The following is a 19,207-nucleotide window of genomic DNA, read 5'->3' on the forward strand; positions in this document are numbered from 1 at the left end:
AGTATCCGAGCGCTGAGTTGATTTACCCGCCTACTCGACAACTAGTGACAGCGTGATCTATCAATCAAGATCAAGTTGCCGCCATGCTATCCGGCACACGCTCTTGCTCGCCTGATCAAGTAGTAGGCGATCCCCAAGGCAATGATTGCGGGCCCCACGTTATCGAGCTTTGTAGCACCATCGGCCAAATGTCGCCCGGCCTGCACGAGCATGAGGACAGCACCGACATACAGGATCGCCACCTTAAAACGCTTCCAGCTCATTTAGCCCTCCCGATTTGGAGATGACCGAACAGTGCACGCGCAATCGCAAGGGCAAGAAGGCCTCACCCACAAAGTGAATTGCGGAGCAGTATTTGAAGTTGCGAATTGATTCAGAGTAAGGCTCACTCAAAAAACCGTGCAAGCCCTTGAAATAGATGGTGCCCGAAGCCGGAATCGAACCGGCACGCCCTTACGAGCGGGGGATTTTAAGTCCCATGCGTCTACCAGTTTCGCCATTCGGGCGGTAGCGCGATAACGCGGCACTGGAACATTCAATCGGCATCAGGCCGTCCAGTGTTTGAAGCAGGGAGTGGAATATATACATCCAGTCCTTGTGAAGCAAGGTCGAAGCCGGCAAAAAAGCCCGGTTCCCGACTCGCTGTCGAGGGTAAAAAAACACGGTAAATCAGAGATCTACAGCGTCATCTCGAGGTTCAACCAGGGGCCGCACGGCCTCTCGCCAATTCCCTCAGCGGCGGCAAGACTAACATGGCGCCATAAGCCAACCAACTGATTTTTAAAGACTTATCCTGAAATGACAGCCTCGGACGAAGCTCCTGCCAGCAATGTCCAGCAAGAGCTTCCTCCCCGAGCAGCCCTCAAGCTTGCGCGGAAAAACTCAAGGAGAGCTTGAGCGCGTCGTCCTTGGCGACCGCCTGCTCGGCCTCCAGATGCGCCGCGAACTCCTGCTCCACAGGCGCCTCGGGACCTTTGACTTGAGCAACCGAGCGGTTGTGTTCCAGTACTTTCGAGAGTTGGGCGTAGCTGTAGTTGGCGGGAGGCGTATTGCCGATGTTCATGAAGACCTTCCTTGAATGGGTAAAGACCAAGCCAGGTGCACAAAGCCTCGGGTACCGCCCGAGTTGCGCACCCTTGGGTGAAAATGGCGAGGGAGGTTAACAGCTATAACCAGAAAGACGTACATCAAGCGCCTGTGGAGTTCGCCCAGTACAGATGACCTCGCCATCCATGAACCGGTAAAGAGTCATAGATACTGGGCGAACGCTGTAACGCTATGCCCTCGCAATGACATGTTCAACTGTCAGCAATACGCGCCTCCCCGCCCCCTCAGCCGGCGTAGTGGGTGAAGGCCCCGGCAAAGGCTCGGCGCCCTGCCCGCAATTCGGTACGCAGCTCGCCAATCAGATTGGAGATGTCGCGCACGCTGGTGAGTTCGGCAGTGGAGACACCGGTGAGCAGCAAGTCCACCCGGCCCGACTCTGCATCGTAGATCTTGATGGTCAGGGAGCCGTTGGGGTTCAGGGCGCAGGCGCAGGACAGCGGGAGAAAGCCGGACTCCAATATGTGGCAAAGCTCGCTGGTAGAGAGCATGGCTTCTCGCCTGTATGGGGGAGGTGAAGTTCGCCCGTTCAGGATAGGCCTGTATACGCTTTTGTGTATCAGAAAAAACACAGAGAAATGTTAACTACCCCGCAGTTATCGAATGCCTGCGCAATGCCTCAGCGCTTCGAAATGATGAAGGTTTGTGCATGGCCGGGCTGTTTTTTTTCGTGGCGACTCTGTAGTTTCCACAACATGAACCCGATCCCCCGGCCTGGCCTCGCAGCGATTATTACCCCCTTCATCAGCAAGGTGGGCTAGCGGCCGTCCAGGCTGTCAAAAACCCGCCTCGGAGGCGGGGTTGACCACCACTCTTCTGAGGCAACTACCCCAGGAGAAAACCATGAAGCACTCATCACCCGCCGTACTGCATTTACTGTGCGGCAAGATCGCCTCGGGCAAGTCCACCCTGGCCAGGCAGCTGGCAGAGGCGCACGGCAGCGTCCTGATCTCTGAAGACCAGTGGCTGGCAGGCCTGTATCCGGAGCAGATTCATTCGATCGCCGACTACCTGCTCCACGCCCAGCGCCTGGCAAGTGTGCTGGAACCGCTGGTGATCGCCATGTTGCGCGCTGGAACCTGTGTCGTCCTGGACTTTCCCGCCAATACCGTCGCCCAGCGAACCTGGCTGCGAGCGCTGGCGGACCAGGCCGGCACCCCTCATCAATTGCATGTACTGGATGTGGATGAAGCCCAGTGCAAGGCAAGGCTGCGCGAGCGCAATCGTCTGGGCGATCACCCGTTTGCCGCCAGCGACGAGCAGTTCGAACGGATTAGCCGCTACTTCGTGCCGCCTCAGGAGGAGGAAGGGCTGCACATCGTCCGGCACTAGGCGTATCGGCAGTCACGGTCGGGTGAGCCAGGTGCCCGATCGTGAATCCTGTGCATCCAGCCCATGGGTAAAAGCGGCCCGTGACAAATTCCAGGCAAAAAAAAGCCCAAGTAGCTGATGGACACTTGGGGCTAAAAATGCATAAACCGTGGTAGGTGAACGCAGGGCTATAGTAACGGAATCGTACATTCTGTAACAACATTTTTTGAGAAAAAAACCACAAATAAAATCACCTAAGTCATTAAATATCCACACTTTTTTTGAGTCTTTGGATTTCAGGACAGATTTCTGGAAGGCCTCCATCAGTGTTGGAGCCGCGAAAAAAAGGTGCCAGCCACGCACCTGCAATGCTTCGTGAAGCATTCAACAAAATAGCGTTGAAAATTCACAGAATCGCAACAGACAGATAACAGCAGCCACCTTAAATTGCCGGCACCCGTCCGAATGGAATGTGCCGGTATGAATGAATTTCTTGATGCCCTGCCCTTGCTGCTCTGCCTGACGACCTTCGCCTGGTGCTGCTGGGGCTAGAACCAGCCCGACCTTCGACCGCGACCACCGCCCGCCCCCCTCCCGCCCTGCCCCTCTGGATATGCCTGGCAAAGCCTTACACCGGCTCGGCGAGCCTGTGGGCGCTGAACAAGGCCTGCCCGATAGCCCGGGCCCTTTGCAGATTGGCGGCTTGGGCGCCGGACTCCGACTCGTACAGCAACTGCGACGTCATCACACTGGCCCCGCAGTAATCGAAGATCCCGTGATCAATCTGAGCCTGCATCGCTTCGAGGTAGCGGTGACGCTCATAGGTACCGGCATCAGCCCCAGCCACCCCCACCAGATGCACCCGAAGGCGCCCCAGCCTTTTCACCAACCTGGCATCGGCCTGGAAATCAAACGCCCAGCCATTGCTGAACACCCGGTCGATCCACCCCTTGAGCAGCGCTGGCATGGACCACCAGTAGACCGGATAGACCAGTACCAGAGCATCAGCGCGATCGATCCGGGCCTGCTCGGCGAGAACGTCCACAGGAGGGGTGACCTGGGTTCTGTGTACCGCAATATCTGCAGCGCCGAAGCGTGGCTCGAAGCCTTCGCTCCAGAGATCGGCAAGCTCGAAGGAGTGCTCCGCAGACTCGGCCAGGCCTTCGGCAATCTGCCGGGCAAGGCTGTGGGTCAGGGACCTGGGGTCGTGATGGGCAAAGACAAGAAGTGCGTGCATGGCGACTACTCCCACAAGCGCATTGCGCTGATTGCAGAGGATTTATATACTTTTAGTAAGTTACAACCAATAACCTACCTTTGGTATATAAGCATGTCAAGCCGCCAGAACACCGATGCCTCACCGCGCCGTCGCCTGACACGGGAACAGCGCCTGCAGCAGTTGATGGGCGTGGCCTGGCAGATAGTTCGCGAACAAGGCACCGAGGCCCTGACACTGGGGCACCTGGCAGAACAGGCCGGTGTCACCAAACCCGTGGTCTACGATCATTTCGACACTCGGGCGGTACTCCTGGCGGCCCTCTACCAGGACTACGATCAGCGTCAGACCGCACTCATGGAGCAGGCGCTGGAGACTGCCAGCCCCACGCTGGCGGCTCGCGCCGATGTGATTGCCGCGTCCTATATGGATTGTGTGCAACGCCAGGGCCGTGAAATCCCTGGGGTGATCGCCGCCCTGGCCAGCTCGCCGGAGCTGGAACAGACCAAGCGTGAATACGAGGCCACCTTCCTGGAAACCTGTCGAGGTGCCCTTGAGCCCTTCGCGAACGGCGCCGTGATAGGCACCGCGGGCCTGCGGGCCATGCTCGGCGCCGCTAAAGCGCTGTCCCATGCCGCCACACTGGGAGAGATCAGCTTCGGCCAAGCCCAGGAAGAGCTCTGCGACACCATCGTGGCCATGGTCGAAAGAGCCCGCGCCAGGCAACGCACACCGGCATCCGGCGCTTCCCGTTAATTGTGAACCGACTCTTGAAAACGCGCCCCGAAGGGGTACCGCAAGGACGCTGCAATGCTATTGACCCAACTGGAACTGCTGGACGAACTGCTGCAACGCTATCGCGGCGAGCTGGGCAAGGATTTCACCGGCTATCGCAACCATGTGTACCGGGTCATCAACTTCTGCCACCTGCTTACAGGCACTGATGCCCTGCAGTTGCAGAAACTCTCCATTGCCGGAGCCTTTCATGATCTGGGGATCTGGACCGCCGGGACCTTCGACTACCTGCCACCCTCGTTACACCTGGCCGAAGCCTATCTGGAGGAAATCGGCAGGCTGGAATGGGCAGCCGAGGTGCTGCCAATGATTGAACTGCACCACAAGATCACCCCTACTGCCGAGCAGCCGGGTAGCCTGGTGGAAGGCTTTCGCCGCGCCGACTGGATTGATGTCTCCCTGGGCATGCTGAGCTTTGGTCTATCGCGCCAGGATCGGCGTCGAGTGTTTGCCGCATTTCCCGATGCCGGCTTTCATCTGCGCCTGGTTCAATTGTCCGCCAGACAGCTGTTGACCCGTCCCTGGAACCCCCTTCCCATGCTGCGTCTGTAGACCTGTAGCAGAAGCATCCACTCGGAACGCGTAGACTGCAGCAATCCCAGGCAAAACCGGCTGCGTATCCACGGCCGCCATCAATGAGAACACCCATGCCGCCCCACCCGCCAACCGGCCCCCTCGCCCCCACGGGCTTGCCATCCCAGGCACCACAATCCGTAGCCCAGGCGCTTGCCCCGGACACCATCGGGATCAACCCCGATGCCAGCCAGGTGCTCTCGGTGTTCGATTTCGACGGCACCCTGACCCGCCATGACAGCTTCGTACCCTTTCTCAGGTTTGCCTTCGGCCACCGCCAGTTCAACCGGCGGATACTCGGCCTGGCCCTGCCCAGCCTAAGGTTCCTGGTACGCCGGGTCGATCGCGACCAGCTCAAGGCGCAACTGATCAGCACCTTCCTCACAGGCGTCGAGGCCGCCTGGCTCCAGCAGCGGGCAGAAGCTTTCTGCCAGCAGGCCTGGAGCCGACTGATGCGCCCGGCGGGCCTGCAGGCGGTGGCCCAGGAGCTGCGCTCAGGCGCCCTGGTAACCCTGTGCTCTGCCTCCCCGGCCCTGGTCCTGCAACCTTTCGCCACACGCCTGGGGATCAGCTTGATCGGCACCGAACTGGAGGTGGTCGACGGCATACTGAGCGGGCGTATCACCGGCAACAATTGCCGTTGCCAGAACAAGGTCCTGCGCCTGGAAAGCGTCTACGGTCCGCTGAACCAGTATCGGCTCCGGGCCTGGGGCGATACCCGCGGCGACCGTGAGCTGCTGGCTGCAGCCCAGGACGCCCACTGGCGGCACTTTCACCCTTCATGGCGGCGCGGGCAGCGAGCACGCTGAGACGCCGGCCAGCCTGCGGACGATAACGCCCTGGCAGCCACCAGCCAGAATCTGCTGGATACCCAGAACCTGGCCGCCGCACAGCAACCCGCCGCACCCGCGGCATCGAACCAGGCGCCAGGGCTCAGTCAGCCGTAGCCCCCAGGCGCTGGCGCATGCTGGCACTGGCCGCGGGCCCGGCTTGCACCGTGCACGCCTGCAATGCCACCAACCGGCCGCTGGCGACCTCCGCCATAACAGGCTGTACCGCAAGCCCGGTTTCCCGCTCGACAAGTTGCACGCTCTCACCTTCGGGAGCGTAGTGACGATTGCCCCAGGCCACGAAAGCCATGAGCACCACGCGAAAGTCCTCGCCCTTGGCCGTGGGCACATATTGATAGCGCAGAGGGCGCTGGCTGTAGGCCTCACGTACGAGCAACCCATCCTCCACCAGGGAATTGAGACGCCGGGTCAGCATGTTCGGGGCGATCTCCAGGCTGCGGGCAAACTCGTCGAAGCGCCGCAAGCCATGCAAGGCATCGCGCATGATCAAGATGCTCCACCACTCCCCCACCCGCTCCAGGCCTCGGGCGATCGGACACTCGGCTTCAATCAGACTCTTTCGTTGCATGGCTGGCTCCTGCACTGCACCTCGGTAATTATGGATTCGGATGTTACTTTCATGATGATAGTATCGTCCACGTTTCGTTGTTCCCCAATCACGTACGCTGAAGGAGCAGGATCCGCATGAGCAAACGCATCGTAGTCACCGGCATGGGCGCAATCACGCCACTGGGTTGTGGAGTCGAACAGGTATGGCGGCGCCTGCTGGCAGGCCAGTCCGGCATCCGCTCGTTACCGGAAGAACTCATCGGCGAGCTGTCGACCACCATCGGCGGCCAGGTGCCCGACTCGCTCCAGGACCCGGAGGCCGGCTTCGACCCGGACCAACTGCTGGCCCCCAAGGAACAGCGCAAGATGGATCGCTTCATCCTCTTCGCCCTGGCCGCGGCCGAGGAGGCTCTGGCCCAGGCCGGCTGGAAGCCGGATACGGCAGAAGCCCAGGAACGCACGGCCACCATCATCGCCTCCGGGGTGGGCGGCTTCCCGGCCATCGCCGAAGCGGTACGCACCACCGACAGCAAGGGCCCGCGCCGCCTGTCGCCGTTCACCATTCCCTCGTTCCTGAGCAACATGGCCGCCGGGCACGTGTCGATCCGCCATGGTCTCAAGGGCCCCCTGGGCGCGCCGGTGACCGCCTGTGCCGCCGGGGTCCAGGCGATTGGCGATGCCGCGCGGATGATCCGCGCCGGGGAAATCGACATCGCTGTGTGTGGCGGTGCAGAGGCGGCCATCCACCGGGTCAGCCTGGGCGGCTTCGCCGCAGCCCGCGCCTTGTCCAGCGAATTCAACGACACCCCGGAACGCGCTTCCCGTCCGTTCGACCAGGCTCGGGATGGTTTTGTCATGGGTGAAGGCGCCGGCCTGCTGGTCATCGAGGAACTGGAACATGCCCTGGCCCGCGGCGCCCGGCCCATCGCCGAGCTGGTGGGCTACGGCACCAGCGCCGACGCCTACCACATGACGGCCGGCCCGGAAGACGGCGACGGCGCCCGTCGCGCCATGCAGCAGGCCCTGCGCCAGGCCGGTATCCAGGCATCCCAGGTGCAGCACCTCAATGCCCACGCCACCTCCACCCCCGTGGGTGACAAAGGCGAGCTGGCTGCTATCAGAACGGTGTTCGGCACCAACAGTGGACTGGCCATTAGCGCCACCAAATCCGCCACTGGCCACCTGCTGGGTGCGGCCGGAGGAATCGAGGCGATCTTCACCATCCTCGCCCTGCGCGATCAGATCGCCCCGGCCACCCTCAACCTGGAAAACCCGGACAGCGCCGCCGCAGGGCTGGACCTGGTCAGGGGGCAGGCTCGCCAACTGGCCATGCAATACGCACTGTCCAATGGCTTCGGCTTTGGCGGGGTGAATGCCAGCGTGCTGTTCAAGCGCTGGGAATAGCCCTTCGGGCCAGGGCTCCCTGCCGGGGTTTGAGTTGCGATTGGCTGAAACCCCGGCAGCCCCATCAGTTCAACACGTCATTCAGCACTTCGTAGATGACCCCGCTGGCAATGGCCACCAGGATCAGGTCCGTACCGGCCTGCCGCCACTCATACCCCTCATAGCGTGGCAGTTGCCCGAGCAGCCGGCTGTCCAGCTTCTTGGCGATGCCTGGTGGAAGGGGCTTGCCACGGGCCAGGTTCTTCTGGATACCGGGAGGCAACGCCGGTCCCGGGCTCCAGTAATCACGGTGCCCACCCAAGATGCCGAGCACGTTGCCACGATCGATGCTCGGGCCATGGCTCCAATCGTCAGCAGCAGGTTTCTTGCCCTTGCCGTGGCCCTCCCGGTTGCCCTGGCCACGATCATCCTGGGCGCCCTGCTTGGAATGGCCTTGCCCCTTGCCCCCGCCCGGATCGGCCAGTACCAGGGGGAAGCCACAGCCAGGAACAGGCAGGCAAGAACGGTAACAAGCGGACGCGATGTGTGCATGGTGGTTCTCCTCAGGCAGCGATTGCCAGAATCAACTCTAGACGGCCTTTCTATCCTGGGGTCGCCCCCGCCCCTGAGCACGGATCGGCCCGCCCACTCACCTGACCGTTCAGCCCAGCTGAACCTCGAGAATCAAAGGCTGCAACTGTGCTGGTATTCAAAGGGAAACATCAGCGTATCCACCACCCCGGAAAACGGCGCATCCAGCGCCAGAAACGGCCAGAGCACGCCGTTGTTTTCCTTTGCCAGGGCCCAGTCCATGCGCACGCCGATATAGGGACAGGTGTAGGGAGTGGTTCGGGTCATCAATGCCGTGCACCCGCTCAGCCCCAGGGTCAGCACCAGCCACAACAGACTACGCAACACGTAACGTCCTTATTACTTGCATCGGCAAGCACCATGGGTGCTGCATGACCAACGCTTCAGAGATCGAGATCAAGCCTTGTAGTCGCAATGGATCTGCAGGCTTTCGGTAGGGTTGCGATGAATCTGAAAACCGCACTGCCCCAGGGTGGCCTTGACCTCCTCCACTACCGCCGAGTAACGCGCCTTGCGCTGTTCCTGGCGGGCCGGCGAGGTAAACACACCCAAGGGCAGAAAGCGCAGGCGCTTGCCATCGAGGACGATGGACAGGTCGACATGAGTGCCGTCCACGTCATGGCCATTGGAGCCGAAAATATCCTCCAGCTCCTGCTTTCGCCGCGGGTAACACAGGCAGAAAAGCCGGATGCCCAGCCAGCGCGACAGGGTTCTGAAAAACCCCAGGCAACTGCTGTTGGGTTCGTAACCCCGGGTTACCAGCAGTTGCACGGAGCGAGGCAATCTCGACTGGACCTCAAGCAGTTGGGCAAAGACCCGGGCATCTATCGAGACCTCTGAAGACGGCCAGCGTGGCCCTATCCTCAAGCCTTGGTGATCACCCTTTTTCAAAATCAGCATGCAGATCAAATCTGGTTTCCAGGCGGACCAGAATGGTACACAGAGCGGCCCCTGAGCGCTGGAAAATCGCCGTACAAAAAACCCGCTCACCGGCGCAAATCCCCCCTTTTCTCCCCGTGACAGCCCACCGACGGTTTAGTTAAACTGCTAGTGGCTCATAGCCATTACCCTTCATCACAGTGACCGCAGGGGCTGTATGTACGACTTAACGAATCTGGTCATTGTCGATAGCCGCTTCGGCTTGAACGTCTTGCAGGTCACCGCGGACCTGGTTGCCGGCGCACTGGAAGAACTGCTGCAAAATTGCGCAAGCGGCGCGAACATCACCCAGAAACTGGATTACTCCATCCTGAGCATCTACCAGGACAAGCTTGAAGCGGCCATCCGCGATATGAGCCTCCCGGTCCTCCCCATGCTCAGTGCTGCCGACAGCCTTTGCTGACAAGCCGCCAACAGGGGATGGCCGGGCTGAGGTTTCCTGGCAACGCCTGAGCAAACCCTTTACATTGCCCGCCGGCCCCTCCTCTTGATTAAGGACAGATCAACATGAAGCTTGTTTACGCCCTCTCACTTGCAGCGCTGGCCCTGGTTGGATGCGACAAGAAACCCGAGCCGGTGGCAACCGGCCAGGCAGGCGCTGCCGCCCAGTGCTTCAAGGACACCGATTGCAAGGGTGATCGGATCTGCGAGACCGGCAAGTGTGTATCGCCACAGGCGGCTCCTGCCCTCGGCGAGCGCCCCGCCCCGACAGTCGCCACCCAACCGGCCCCAGAAGCGCCCCGGGTCAGCTACGTACCGCTGATCATCAGCGGCGACGACATCGGTGGCGTATTCACCACCAGCACCCGCGAAATGGGCGGTTCGGCCATCAACTATGTATCCCGCGCCGGTGTCGTCAACGTGATGGACTATGTGGTTGAAGACCCGGACCTCACAGGATACGTCGCCGTCGAGAAAGCCTATGCCTTCGGTGGCAAGTATCTGCTGGTGGTCTCCACCGGAGAAGGTGGCGCCAGCTGCCCCGCCACCACCTACGCCTTCACCTTTGACAGTGCCTCGGAATCGGTGACCGGCAAGATGGAAATCAACAACTGCTCGGAGCTGGTCGAAAGCCTGGCCGATGGCAACAAGCTGATCGTCAAGAAAGAAGACGTACAGCACGTTTTCTACAATGGCGATGTGAAGTAGGACCTGCACGGCTGGCTGGCCAACCTGGTGCGCTGAGAGGGCTGCTCGCCCCCTCTCAGCGCCGGAGCGCGTACGTCAGCCAGCACTCGCTTTCGATAGCGAGCGACCTGTTACAGACATCACCCTGGGAATGTTCAGGAAATTCCCGCATGGGCAGCCCATTTCGTCATGTCTTGAAGGGATATGTTCCCACCACAGACGACAAGACCAATAACCGCGTCGGCAGGCAGCCTGGGCGCGGTGGCAATGACCGCGGGCACAAGCGCGCCAGAAGCCAGCTCAACCCATTGCCTTGCCCCTTGCGCAAAGGACAGCATGCCCTTGATCGCCTCTTCGTCAGGGACCACAACCATGTCTTCGACATAGTGGCGAGCGTGGGCAAACATCAGCTCGTCGATAATCGGAACGCCAAGGGTGGAGACGATCGAACTGACGTCGATATCCACCGGCCTGCCCGCCTGCAAGGCCTGGCTCATGGAGTGTGCGCCGGCGGTCTCTACGCCCCAGACCCGGATCCCGGGCTTGATTGCCTTCAAGGCCGTGGCCACCCCCGCCAGCATCGCCCCGCCGCCGATCGCGACAAACACGTCGGTCAGGGACGGGCAGTCGGCAATGAACTCAAGGGCCAGTGTTCCATGCCCCTCGGCAATCAGCGTGTCGGCGCAATCGTCGATCACCACATAGCCCTCTGCCTCCAGGGTCTTGGCCCGGGCAAAGGCAGCATGCACATCCGCTTCGACAATGACCGTACTGCCGGAGGCGCGAATGCGCTCGACCGACGAAGACGGCGCGCTCTCGGGCATGATCACCGTCACCCTGGCGCCGAAGCGCTTGGCCGCCTCGCCGATGGCAATGCCGAAGTTACCCCCACTGACGGCGACGAAGTGGCTATCGCTCAGGCCCTCCTGCAACGCCGAGAACTTGTTGAGTACCCCGCGGGCCTTGAATGAACCACCGGTCTGCAGGTTTTCAAGCTTGAGAAAGACAGGTCGTTCAACCATGCCTGCCAGCATTGAACTTTCCACCGTCGGCGTACGAACTACCGATCCATCTATCCGCTGCGCTGCTGCAACGATGGATTTGAAATCAATCAGCTGAGTCATCTGGGGCCAATATCCTTGGTCTGAATGTGTGCAGGACTCCCAACGTCCGTGCCTGGCCAGCTTCGCCAGCCGCGATGAACGCTACAGGACAAACCGGGGAATGCGCCACCTATTCAAGAGTTATGGACAGCCGGTGAGCAACCTGGAGTAGCTCATGGATCATCGCTGCAAAAACAGCGTCGCCCAGTGGTAGGCTAGCGGCCCTCCACCACCAGGAAGCCTTCCCAGTGACGCCCATCATCTGCGCCAACGAGTTCGACATCTGTGTTTCCATGCCTGACTTCGTCACCTGGGCGCAGGACGAGCCTGTTCCCAACGCCGATCTGGCGGCGGCATTGAACACCCTGGGAATCGCTCTCGACATTCGCAAGCTGTACACCAGCTACTTCGACGAAACCCCGGTTGGCGCTGGCGACGTCCACATTTATCCGGGTACCGAAAGTGCAAGCCTACTGGTCATCGATCTCTACCGAGACCCCACCGACCAACTGGATATCGTCAGTATTTCGTTGAAGATAGAACCTCTGTTGCTGCCCTTGGTCCTGCCTCATCTACGAGGTTTTTTTGATGCTGCCAAGTGCCAGGTCGCCTTCAGGCAGTCCAGCCATTCACAGCAGTTGCGCGCGCTGATCGATGAAACCCGATACCCCGCCCCAGCCGATGAAAACGGCTATCGGCAGCAGCTGATTGCCCATCTTTGAAGAACCGGCCACAGGCCCTTCGGCACCTGCCGATCAAGCCCAAGGCAGAAGCAGGCCCGACCTGGGCCGGGCCTGCCATTGGCAACTAGCTCAAGGGCATTCGCAGGTGGACGGACCGAATACCGGGCCGCTGCACGGATCTTCGGACGGGCCGAACACCGGGCAAGAAGCCTGGGCCGTCAGGGTGAAGCCCCACAGCAGCAATACCGCCAACATCACTTTTTTCATTTGCGACCTCCTGGTCAGTCATCCAGTCACCCATGCCCCCTGACGAGGGCACGGACATTCATCAAGGGCATTCGCAGACCGTAGGCCCGAGCACCGGGCCAGCGCACGGATCCTCTCCCGGCCCCAGCACCGCGCAGTCGGCTTGCGCCGTCAGCGAAAACATCCACAGCAGCAGCGAAGCCGCCAGCATTTTCCTTTTCAACCTGACCTCCTTGGTCGAGACCTCGATAGTGTTCTGTGCCCTGCTCTGTCACCAGAGTCGGACACAGGCCCCCTGTATGGCATGACGCAGGCTCAGTCCGCGCGCCCTGCCGCCGGGCCCGAGACAGCAAAGACCACTGCCGGCGATTGCGCCAGTGTGGCGTGTTGTCGCGCCTGTATGGCCGGCGCAAATCAGCGCACGGCGACTCTTCAGCACAATCTTGCACTGGCCATGCCGATATTTTTCAGATTATCTTTTGCCGAAAATCCAGGAACACAAGGAATCTGTGTCATGCCTTCACTCAAGCTCGTATGCCTTGCCCTCACGGTTCTGACCATCAGCGCCTGTGCCATCCCAACAGCCAAGACCGAACCCAACGACGTCGAGATCGCCGCCCAGAAACTGGTGGGGCAGCCGGCCAAGAATGCGTTTCAACTGTTCGGCAGGCCCGACCAGGGCATGGGGCCTTCTTCCTACGGCAGTGGAGGTTTCTACCTGTGGAACCGGGTGCAGACCCATACCACGCCAGAGAAGGTCTTCGTGCAGACCGGCGTCGAGTACGTCGGCCAGAAGGAGACCTGGGTAGGCATTGGCGGTGGCGGAGTCGGCGGCATGATGCCGGTGGGGAGCGAAGCGGTCTATCGCAAGACCGGGTATGAGGAAAACCGGACAGTGCTCGATTACTTCTGCAGCATCACCCTGTACACCGATAGCCAGAACATCATCACCGATGCCAGCGTAATCGACTGCAACAGCAAGAAGTGATCGGGTGATCCAGCTAAACAGGGCCGCCACCCACTCTTGTGCCACCAGGGTTCACCCCGGGTGGCCGGCCTGCCCCCCTTAGCTGATATCATTCGGCAACTTACCCGCCGAGTCGCACACATGAATCGCCGCAAGAAAATCAACCAACTGCTGAAGGCCAACGCCAAGAAGGCCAGTGCCAAACTGGCACCGAAGAAGAAGTGCACCTACATCAGCAAGGCCGATCGCTTGAAGCTGGCGGCTGAAGCCGCTCAAGACCCGATCATCGCACCCGAAAACTGATCCAGCCCCCCCCAACAGCCTTGGCCGCCGTAGCACACTGCCCCCCTCCCTGAGCGGCCCTGGCCTTTACCTGAATTCACCCGGCCCCCTCGGGCCTGAGCGCTCCATCGACCTCCTGCGGCCTGCCCTGGGAAGCTGCCCGCCGCAGTTTCCGCGGCTCTGCTCGATAGCGGCAATACGCCATTAGCACATTTGCCCTAATCGACCCACGACGCCCGGCGCACCTATATTTCTACCCTTGAGCGGCCCACCTGCTGCCACGAACAAAAAACTCGAGGAGCGCCCTCTGGTCATGGCAGCCACTCACCAGAGTCCGCCCTGCCCATCGCCCGATACAGCCCCTGAGCTTGGCCACTCACTGTCTTGCCAACGGACTGAGTTGATTTTTCTTCACCCGCAAGCACCGCCTCCAGGTGCCCACCACAGCAAAGGATTGTTGCCCTATGCTCACCTCCCTCAGACCCTGGCTGCCCGCCTTGCTGCTGTGCAGCCCGCTGGCTGCACAAGCGGAAAGTGCCCCGGCCGGCGACTTCTGGATGATTCATCACCAGGGCAGCCTCAACAAGAACGAAGCCTTCATCGTCGACGGTGAACCTTCCAACATCTTCCTGCGCAAGGGCGGTGTCCGTTCGCTGGGCGTCTATCAGCTCTACGAAGAAGGCGGCAAGCCAACGATGACCGCGTATGACGTCGAAGTCGACTGCGCGAAGAACCGGGTGCGCCTGAACGGCGCGCAGAACTACAGCAAGTTCTTCAACGACTTGCGCCCGAAGAAGGTTTCCACTCAATGGCAAAAGCAGCCCGAGCCCTGGATAGCCCAGACCCGGGACTTCCTCTGTCATCCGGAGCAGCGCCAGGCGAAGCAGATGTATCCGCTCGGCAAGATGCCTACCTCGCAGATGATTTCGGCCGCTCCGGGGCTGTTCCAGTTAATGAATCACGAGCACACCAAGACGGCCATCCTGAAGATCGTCGACCAGGCATTCGATCAGATGCCCGCCAAATGAACGCACTATTTATGGAGAACGTGCGATGAAAAGACTGCTCGCACTGGGAATAGCCGCCATCCTGCTCAGCGGATGCTCGGCCATTCCGACCCTGCCCGAAGCCCAGGCTCGCAACTACTGGAAGAACCGCCCGGTTGGCGAGGCGATCGAGCACTTTGGCGTCCCCAACCAAGTCGCCACCGCCCCCGAAAAGGACTGGGTGGTACTGATCTATAAACGCGACACCTCGTACACCTCACGCGAAGCGCTCGGCACCTACACCGGCCCACAGAATGGCCAACTGGTACACGCTGAATACTGGGGCGACGTGACCAACTCAGCCAGCTGCGAAATCCGCGTCGCCATCAACCGCGCCAGGCAAGTGGACTACCTGCTGACTCGAGGCCGATGCGCCGGCATAAAGCTCAAGCCAGAAGCCTGACCCTCCTTGACCCGCCCCGGGTGGCCAGAGCCACGCCGGGCCAGGGGTCTGCTCCTGGCCCATGGCCAACCTCCATAGCGGCGGCACCAGATGATCTACTGGGCGGTATAGCTCGCGTGGCATCGAACAACCATTCCAAATTTGACCTGTCGCCACTGCTACAGCACTATCCGCCTGCCGAAAAACGTGTAGGGGTCGTGCTCGATGGCAGGGCGGCGAATTACGCTGCCACGAGCTACTCCCGCAGGTTCAAATGGCGGGCTACCGGCTGATCAATCTGCAGTCACCCCGGACAGCGCAGGGGTGGCTCGCAAGACCCAAGGTTGGCTTGGCCAGTGTCGCCTTGCCCGGCACGGTAGCGGGCGAACACTGCAAATTATTGTTGGGAGCTGTACGTGGGCGACAGTTACCTGGCAACAGTTTTTATGACAAGTTGAGCCCCCTAGGCCCCAGGGTGTTCACGTACTAATCATTTATTTACGGTGCCTGGAGTCCGGGCATTTAGTGCCGAGGTATTTATGGGATTGCTTGATAGAGATTTTAGGTTGGACAGTGGTGAACGACTCACCGCATTGCACCCGGATGCACTCCCGCCCGATGCCATCGCTCGCTATGAATTCGCACGCGAGGTCCTCGCCGACCTGCCGGGGCCGCTGCTGGGCGCCGATATCTTTTGCGGCAATGGCTATGGCACTCATCTGCTGGCGCAATCCCTGCCCTGCTTCATGCACGGCATCGACGGCTCGGCCGAGTCCATTGACCTGGCTAACCGCAATTATGTCGATTTGAACGTACTGTTCAGCCAGAAATTTTTTCCGTTTTCACTGCCAGCCAACCACTTTGATTTCATTGTGTCGATCGAGTCCATCGAGCACGTCGAGCAGGGCGAAGCGTTCTTTGGGCTGATGGTCCATGCATTGAAGCCCGGCGGCCGATTGATTATCTCCGCACCCAACTCACAGGTTGTGGACCTGAGCAAAAACCCCTACGCGTGGCACTACAAGCACTACACCGTGGAAGAGTTCCTGAGCTTGGGCGAAAGGCATGGTTTGACCCTGATGACCTGGCTGGGGGCCGACTGCACGTTGGTCAATCCAAGTAGCGGAAAGGTGGTCTCGGGCAATTACTACAGCCCCCATAGCGGTGCTTTGACCGCAGGCCGTATCGGCGATACGCAAACTTTTTACTTCCAGAAACCACAGTGAGCCCGGCATGACTGTTCGCAAGAAACTCTACTTTATCGGTTGGGATTACAGTACGCCGCGATCAGTGCCCTTCAAGCGCGCGTTGCAGGATCGGGACTTCCCTTGGGAACCGGTGGCGTTGGTGCACGACAAGGTACTGATTGATGCCGTTGATGGCATTCAACTGATGACCACTGAAGACTTCCTGGCGCAATGCATTCCGGGACAGACGACAGCCCTGCTGTTCTCTCACGATGAGCAGCAACGCAGTCGGTGGCAACGCCGTGGTCGTGACCACGGTATTCAATGGGTCGACCAGGGCGAGTTGCTGATGGACTACGCCGCGCTGTTGAGCGACAGCGGGCGATCCCGGGATCTGGGGACGATGATCCTGCCGCAGGCATTCGACTCGGCAGCCCGTGACGCACTCAGGGCTTTTTGCGGGTGCTGGCCTGACGCGAAGTCCAACCAGACCTTCGAGGCGTATCTGAGCTTTCTTGATACCGGGTTGGCCACTCGGCTGTCCGAGGTCATGCAGCCCCTGAGTGAGCATCCGTTTTATCAGGCTGCCGCTCAAAGGCAGTCCATGCAGCCTTGCGAAACTGAAAACACCCTGGTTTGGGAGATAGCACCCAAGCGTACGGCCTTTCTTGAGCAAGCCGTATTGCAGTCCCCGAGCAAGCGCGTCAATTACGCATTCTCTGCCATGAATGCCGCAGGCATTGCCGGCGAGGCTGCCAGGCTTAAATTGCTACTGCAGGGCCTGGGTATTTCACCTGCTGCGTCCTCCGTTCACAGCGAGGGTGGGGAGCTGTTCCAGACAGGCGTCGACGGCTTCGATTTGCCGGATATCGCGGCGCCGCGCAAATGGCTGCATCTGCAGGTTGATGATCCCGCCACCCTGCTACAAGCGCTGTCTCAGCACACTCGCGAGTTGCTGGCACATGTGCGAGTAGGTCTGCGACCGACGCAACTGCTTCAATTGCTGGAGCGTCATCCCATCGGCAGCATGACATTGATCTGCGACAGGCCTGGCCCACTGGGATTACAGGTGACAATCAATATAAAGGGGCAGTGAGCGAACTCCCCGCTCTGTGCAAATCTCACCCACGGGTCGACAGTCACTATGGCTGTAATCGTCCGGCCTGATCCCAACGTTCAGGGAAATGGTGTCCACCTAATGAAGTGGGCACCATTTAGCCTGATTCAGACATACCTGACGGCTATTAATGAATGCTCAACGCTATCGCGCAGAGGGTTCAACGTACCGCACACCGGCTACCCTTCGAAAAGCGTTGTTCGCATTGGCCGTCTTATGGGGCACGACACGAGCACACTCATCACTGCTTGAGCAAATCACTCGGTTTCCAGCTCTGGTCAAAGAATGCCTGCTTGGGCCCGTAAAGCCGCACGATCACCAGGAAGCCCTTGTCCGGTACGGTCTTGATCCAGTTCTTGCCCTCGCCCGGAGATTTCGGGCCAAAGTAGATATCGGTGGAGCCGTCGCTGTTCTGCACCGGCTTATCCATCTGATTGAGAGACGGGAACGGCTGGCCGTTGTCCAGGCCCGAGGCGGTCAGGTTGTCGTAGGCGGTCACCGACCAGAACAACGCCGCAGGTACATTTGCCGGCAGGTTGAGCTTGTAGGTCTGGGCACCGTCGAGGAACTTGCCGTCGGCATCACGGGTGGTCGCGGGATACTTGGCACCGGCACCGACCATGTTCATGACCATGCCGGGGCTGTCCGAGTAGGCCGAAGTGAAGAACGCCACCCGCTGCTCAAGATTGGTGAAGCTGCCACTGGACTGAAACTCGGTGTTCTCCCCGGCGAAGGTATTCACGTATTGCCGATCTTTGTAGTACAAGCCGCCCGGTTCCTTGAGCAGCAAATGGCTGGTCACCACCTTGCTCATCTTGAACGCGGTGCGCGCCGCTTCATCGAGCAATTTGCGCCTTTGCGCATCCGGAGCGAAGGGCTTGCCCTTCTCGATGCCCAAGGTGTGCAGGAAGCCACGCATGTCCATGTCTGCCGGGTCCACCGCTTCGGCGTCAATGAAGCGCGACAGCATGTCGAAATAGCGACCATCCTCGGGAAACAGCATGTTGATCGGTGCGCCGGTGGCATCGGGGAATTGCATCGGCAGCGCCTCATCCTTTTTGCCCAGCGGATAGATCTTGGTGCGCTCGACTTCAGCCACCGGCACGCTGAGGTCTTTCGGATCCTTGAAAAAGGTGCGCCAGAACAGGAACACGTTGTTGGTGCGCGAACGATAGACGTATCCCTCGGTCGGCTCCGGCCCCTTGTAGTCCGGCGGCAACAGCACGTAGGTGCCGCCCTTGCCCTTGTCAGGGCCGGCCAGGCCGACGTCGCCGCGCCAGGTCTTGCCGTCGATGGTCGGGCCAACGATCGGGCGCTGGAAAAAATCGTCGAACATGCCCTGTACACCGGGCGGTGCTTCGACCACCAGGGGGCCGTACTTCTGCAGGTCCAGATAACTCATGGCGTAGACCAGATCGGAGTTCGGCGTGGTCACCAGCGTCTTGGCATTGATGCGCTTTTTCCAGGTGGGCAGGATGTTGTAGCCGGCGCCGAACTCCTTCTCCGAAGCCTCCTTCATCGACCAGATGTTGATCGCCGGCAAGGCCCACAGGTACGACTGCACAGCGCGCTGGAACACCAGCTCATCGATCAGGGTGCGTGCAGCTGTCTCAGTCGGGAAGCCCTTTTCAAAGGGCTGGTTGGCCAGTTCCTCATAACGCGTCGCAGCATTGGCCAGGCCGCTCAGGGTAATGGCTGCGGCCAGGGCCGTCAGGGAAGTGCGCAAACGGTTCATGGGCTGTCCTTATGAAACG

At 60.2% G+C, this 19,207-nt stretch carries 24 protein-coding genes, 1 tRNA gene and 1 pseudogene; 14 read left to right on the plus strand and 12 right to left on the minus strand.

Annotation, left to right across the window (positions count from 1 at the left end):
* Window positions 1-419 precede the first annotated feature (419 nt).
* From KI242_RS17925 to KI242_RS17935, 3 genes are all read right to left on the minus strand, one after another.
* Window positions 420-506: transfer RNA gene (locus KI242_RS17925), tRNA-Leu, on the minus strand.
* A gap of 356 nt (window positions 507-862) precedes the next feature.
* On the minus strand, window positions 863-1,063 hold the full coding sequence (locus KI242_RS17930; protein ID WP_015635906.1) for a hypothetical protein: 201 nt from the start codon (window positions 1,061-1,063) through the stop codon (window positions 863-865).
* Window positions 1,064-1,331: 268 nt separating this feature from the next.
* Window positions 1,332-1,595, minus strand: coding sequence for a DUF1652 domain-containing protein (locus tag KI242_RS17935; protein ID WP_015635907.1), 264 nt, complete (start codon window positions 1,593-1,595; stop codon window positions 1,332-1,334).
* Window positions 1,596-1,947: 352 nt separating this feature from the next.
* Here KI242_RS17935 and KI242_RS17940 point away from each other — a divergent pair, with 352 nt between their 5' ends.
* Complete coding sequence (locus KI242_RS17940) at window positions 1,948-2,436, plus strand: ATP-binding protein (protein WP_015635908.1); 489 nt, start codon at window positions 1,948-1,950, stop codon at window positions 2,434-2,436.
* A 607-nt stretch (window positions 2,437-3,043) separates the two neighbouring features.
* On the opposite strand, the gene KI242_RS17945 is transcribed toward KI242_RS17940, so the two are convergent.
* Window positions 3,044-3,652, minus strand: a complete 609-nt coding sequence (locus KI242_RS17945) for an NAD(P)H-dependent oxidoreductase (RefSeq protein WP_194237719.1) — start codon at window positions 3,650-3,652, stop codon at window positions 3,044-3,046.
* A 93-nt stretch (window positions 3,653-3,745) separates the two neighbouring features.
* On the opposite strand from KI242_RS17945, the gene KI242_RS17950 reads away from it, so the two are divergent.
* The 3 genes from KI242_RS17950 (at window position 3,746) to KI242_RS17960 (ending at window position 5,808) form a co-directional block, all read left to right on the plus strand.
* A complete protein-coding gene (locus KI242_RS17950) occupies window positions 3,746-4,387 on the plus strand; it encodes a TetR/AcrR family transcriptional regulator (protein ID WP_053152151.1) in 642 nt (213 codons plus the stop codon).
* 54 nt (window positions 4,388-4,441) lie between these two features.
* Window positions 4,442-4,978: a hypothetical protein gene (locus KI242_RS17955; RefSeq protein ID WP_015635911.1), complete on the plus strand. Its 537-nt coding sequence runs from the start codon at window positions 4,442-4,444 to the stop codon at window positions 4,976-4,978.
* Window positions 4,979-5,073: 95 nt separating this feature from the next.
* Complete coding sequence (locus tag KI242_RS17960; protein ID WP_041752307.1) at window positions 5,074-5,808, plus strand: HAD family hydrolase; 735 nt, start codon at window positions 5,074-5,076, stop codon at window positions 5,806-5,808.
* Window positions 5,809-5,932: 124 nt separating this feature from the next.
* On the opposite strand, the gene KI242_RS17965 is transcribed toward KI242_RS17960, so the two are convergent.
* Window positions 5,933-6,418 (minus strand): helix-turn-helix domain-containing protein, encoded by a 486-nt coding sequence (locus KI242_RS17965; RefSeq protein WP_011061714.1) that lies wholly within the window; start codon window positions 6,416-6,418, stop codon window positions 5,933-5,935.
* A 116-nt stretch (window positions 6,419-6,534) separates the two neighbouring features.
* On the opposite strand from KI242_RS17965, the gene fabF reads away from it, so the two are divergent.
* Window positions 6,535-7,803 (plus strand): beta-ketoacyl-ACP synthase II, encoded by a 1,269-nt coding sequence (gene fabF, locus KI242_RS17970; protein WP_015635913.1) that lies wholly within the window; start codon window positions 6,535-6,537, stop codon window positions 7,801-7,803.
* 64 nt (window positions 7,804-7,867) lie between these two features.
* Here fabF and KI242_RS17975 read toward each other — a convergent pair.
* From KI242_RS17975 to KI242_RS17985, 3 genes and pseudogenes are all read right to left on the minus strand, one after another.
* A pseudogene (locus KI242_RS17975) lies at window positions 7,868-8,334 on the minus strand (anti-virulence regulator CigR family protein).
* Between the two features lie 132 nt (window positions 8,335-8,466).
* On the minus strand, window positions 8,467-8,700 hold the full coding sequence (locus KI242_RS17980) for a YceK/YidQ family lipoprotein (protein ID WP_011061717.1): 234 nt from the start codon (window positions 8,698-8,700) through the stop codon (window positions 8,467-8,469).
* Between the two features lie 69 nt (window positions 8,701-8,769).
* Window positions 8,770-9,144: a hypothetical protein gene (locus KI242_RS17985; protein WP_105625670.1), complete on the minus strand. Its 375-nt coding sequence runs from the start codon at window positions 9,142-9,144 to the stop codon at window positions 8,770-8,772.
* Window positions 9,145-9,469: 325 nt separating this feature from the next.
* On the opposite strand from KI242_RS17985, the gene KI242_RS17990 reads away from it, so the two are divergent.
* Together KI242_RS17990 and KI242_RS17995 are read left to right on the plus strand one after the other, a co-directional pair.
* Window positions 9,470-9,715: a hypothetical protein gene (locus KI242_RS17990; RefSeq protein ID WP_011061719.1), complete on the plus strand. Its 246-nt coding sequence runs from the start codon at window positions 9,470-9,472 to the stop codon at window positions 9,713-9,715.
* 104 nt (window positions 9,716-9,819) lie between these two features.
* Window positions 9,820-10,461: a hypothetical protein gene (locus tag KI242_RS17995; protein WP_015635915.1), complete on the plus strand. Its 642-nt coding sequence runs from the start codon at window positions 9,820-9,822 to the stop codon at window positions 10,459-10,461.
* Window positions 10,462-10,595: 134 nt separating this feature from the next.
* Here KI242_RS17995 and KI242_RS18000 read toward each other — a convergent pair whose 3' ends face one another.
* Window positions 10,596-11,564 (minus strand): pyridoxal-phosphate dependent enzyme, encoded by a 969-nt coding sequence (locus KI242_RS18000; protein ID WP_077934277.1) that lies wholly within the window; start codon window positions 11,562-11,564, stop codon window positions 10,596-10,598.
* A 227-nt stretch (window positions 11,565-11,791) separates the two neighbouring features.
* Here KI242_RS18000 and KI242_RS18005 point away from each other — a divergent pair, with 227 nt between their 5' ends.
* Window positions 11,792-12,265 carry a hypothetical protein gene (locus KI242_RS18005; RefSeq protein WP_123430651.1) on the plus strand — a complete coding sequence of 158 codons (474 nt, stop codon included), beginning with the start codon at window positions 11,792-11,794 and terminating at the stop codon, window positions 12,263-12,265.
* A 90-nt stretch (window positions 12,266-12,355) separates the two neighbouring features.
* On the opposite strand, the gene KI242_RS18010 is transcribed toward KI242_RS18005, so the two are convergent.
* A complete protein-coding gene (locus KI242_RS18010; protein ID WP_011061723.1) occupies window positions 12,356-12,493 on the minus strand; it encodes a hypothetical protein in 138 nt (45 codons plus the stop codon).
* A 61-nt stretch (window positions 12,494-12,554) separates the two neighbouring features.
* Window positions 12,555-12,695 carry a hypothetical protein gene (locus KI242_RS18015; RefSeq protein ID WP_003083582.1) on the minus strand — a complete coding sequence of 47 codons (141 nt, stop codon included), beginning with the start codon at window positions 12,693-12,695 and terminating at the stop codon, window positions 12,555-12,557.
* Window positions 12,696-12,986: 291 nt separating this feature from the next.
* Here KI242_RS18015 and KI242_RS18020 point away from each other — a divergent pair, with 291 nt between their 5' ends.
* The 6 genes from KI242_RS18020 (at window position 12,987) to KI242_RS18045 (ending at window position 17,432) form a co-directional block, all read left to right on the plus strand.
* On the plus strand, window positions 12,987-13,460 hold the full coding sequence (locus KI242_RS18020; protein WP_015635918.1) for a hypothetical protein: 474 nt from the start codon (window positions 12,987-12,989) through the stop codon (window positions 13,458-13,460).
* A 120-nt stretch (window positions 13,461-13,580) separates the two neighbouring features.
* Window positions 13,581-13,742, plus strand: a complete 162-nt coding sequence (locus KI242_RS18025) for a DUF2986 domain-containing protein (RefSeq protein ID WP_077934278.1) — start codon at window positions 13,581-13,583, stop codon at window positions 13,740-13,742.
* Between the two features lie 443 nt (window positions 13,743-14,185).
* Window positions 14,186-14,749: a hypothetical protein gene (locus KI242_RS18030; protein WP_011061726.1), complete on the plus strand. Its 564-nt coding sequence runs from the start codon at window positions 14,186-14,188 to the stop codon at window positions 14,747-14,749.
* Between the two features lie 25 nt (window positions 14,750-14,774).
* On the plus strand, window positions 14,775-15,170 hold the full coding sequence (locus KI242_RS18035; protein ID WP_011061727.1) for a hypothetical protein: 396 nt from the start codon (window positions 14,775-14,777) through the stop codon (window positions 15,168-15,170).
* A gap of 518 nt (window positions 15,171-15,688) precedes the next feature.
* Complete coding sequence (locus tag KI242_RS18040) at window positions 15,689-16,375, plus strand: class I SAM-dependent methyltransferase (RefSeq protein ID WP_011061728.1); 687 nt, start codon at window positions 15,689-15,691, stop codon at window positions 16,373-16,375.
* Window positions 16,376-16,382: 7 nt separating this feature from the next.
* A complete protein-coding gene (locus KI242_RS18045) occupies window positions 16,383-17,432 on the plus strand; it encodes a hypothetical protein (protein ID WP_123430650.1) in 1,050 nt (349 codons plus the stop codon).
* 262 nt (window positions 17,433-17,694) lie between these two features.
* Here the strand turns inward: KI242_RS18045 and KI242_RS18050 are convergent, their stop codons facing one another.
* Window positions 17,695-19,188: a DUF1254 domain-containing protein gene (locus tag KI242_RS18050; protein ID WP_072441539.1), complete on the minus strand. Its 1,494-nt coding sequence runs from the start codon at window positions 19,186-19,188 to the stop codon at window positions 17,695-17,697.
* Between the last annotated feature and the right edge of the window lie 19 nt (window positions 19,189-19,207).

Origin of the sequence: Pseudomonas sp. Eqa60, from assembly GCF_018326405.1 — a bacterium.
GTDB classification, from domain to species: Bacteria; Pseudomonadota; Gammaproteobacteria; order Pseudomonadales; family Pseudomonadaceae; genus Aquipseudomonas; species Aquipseudomonas protegens.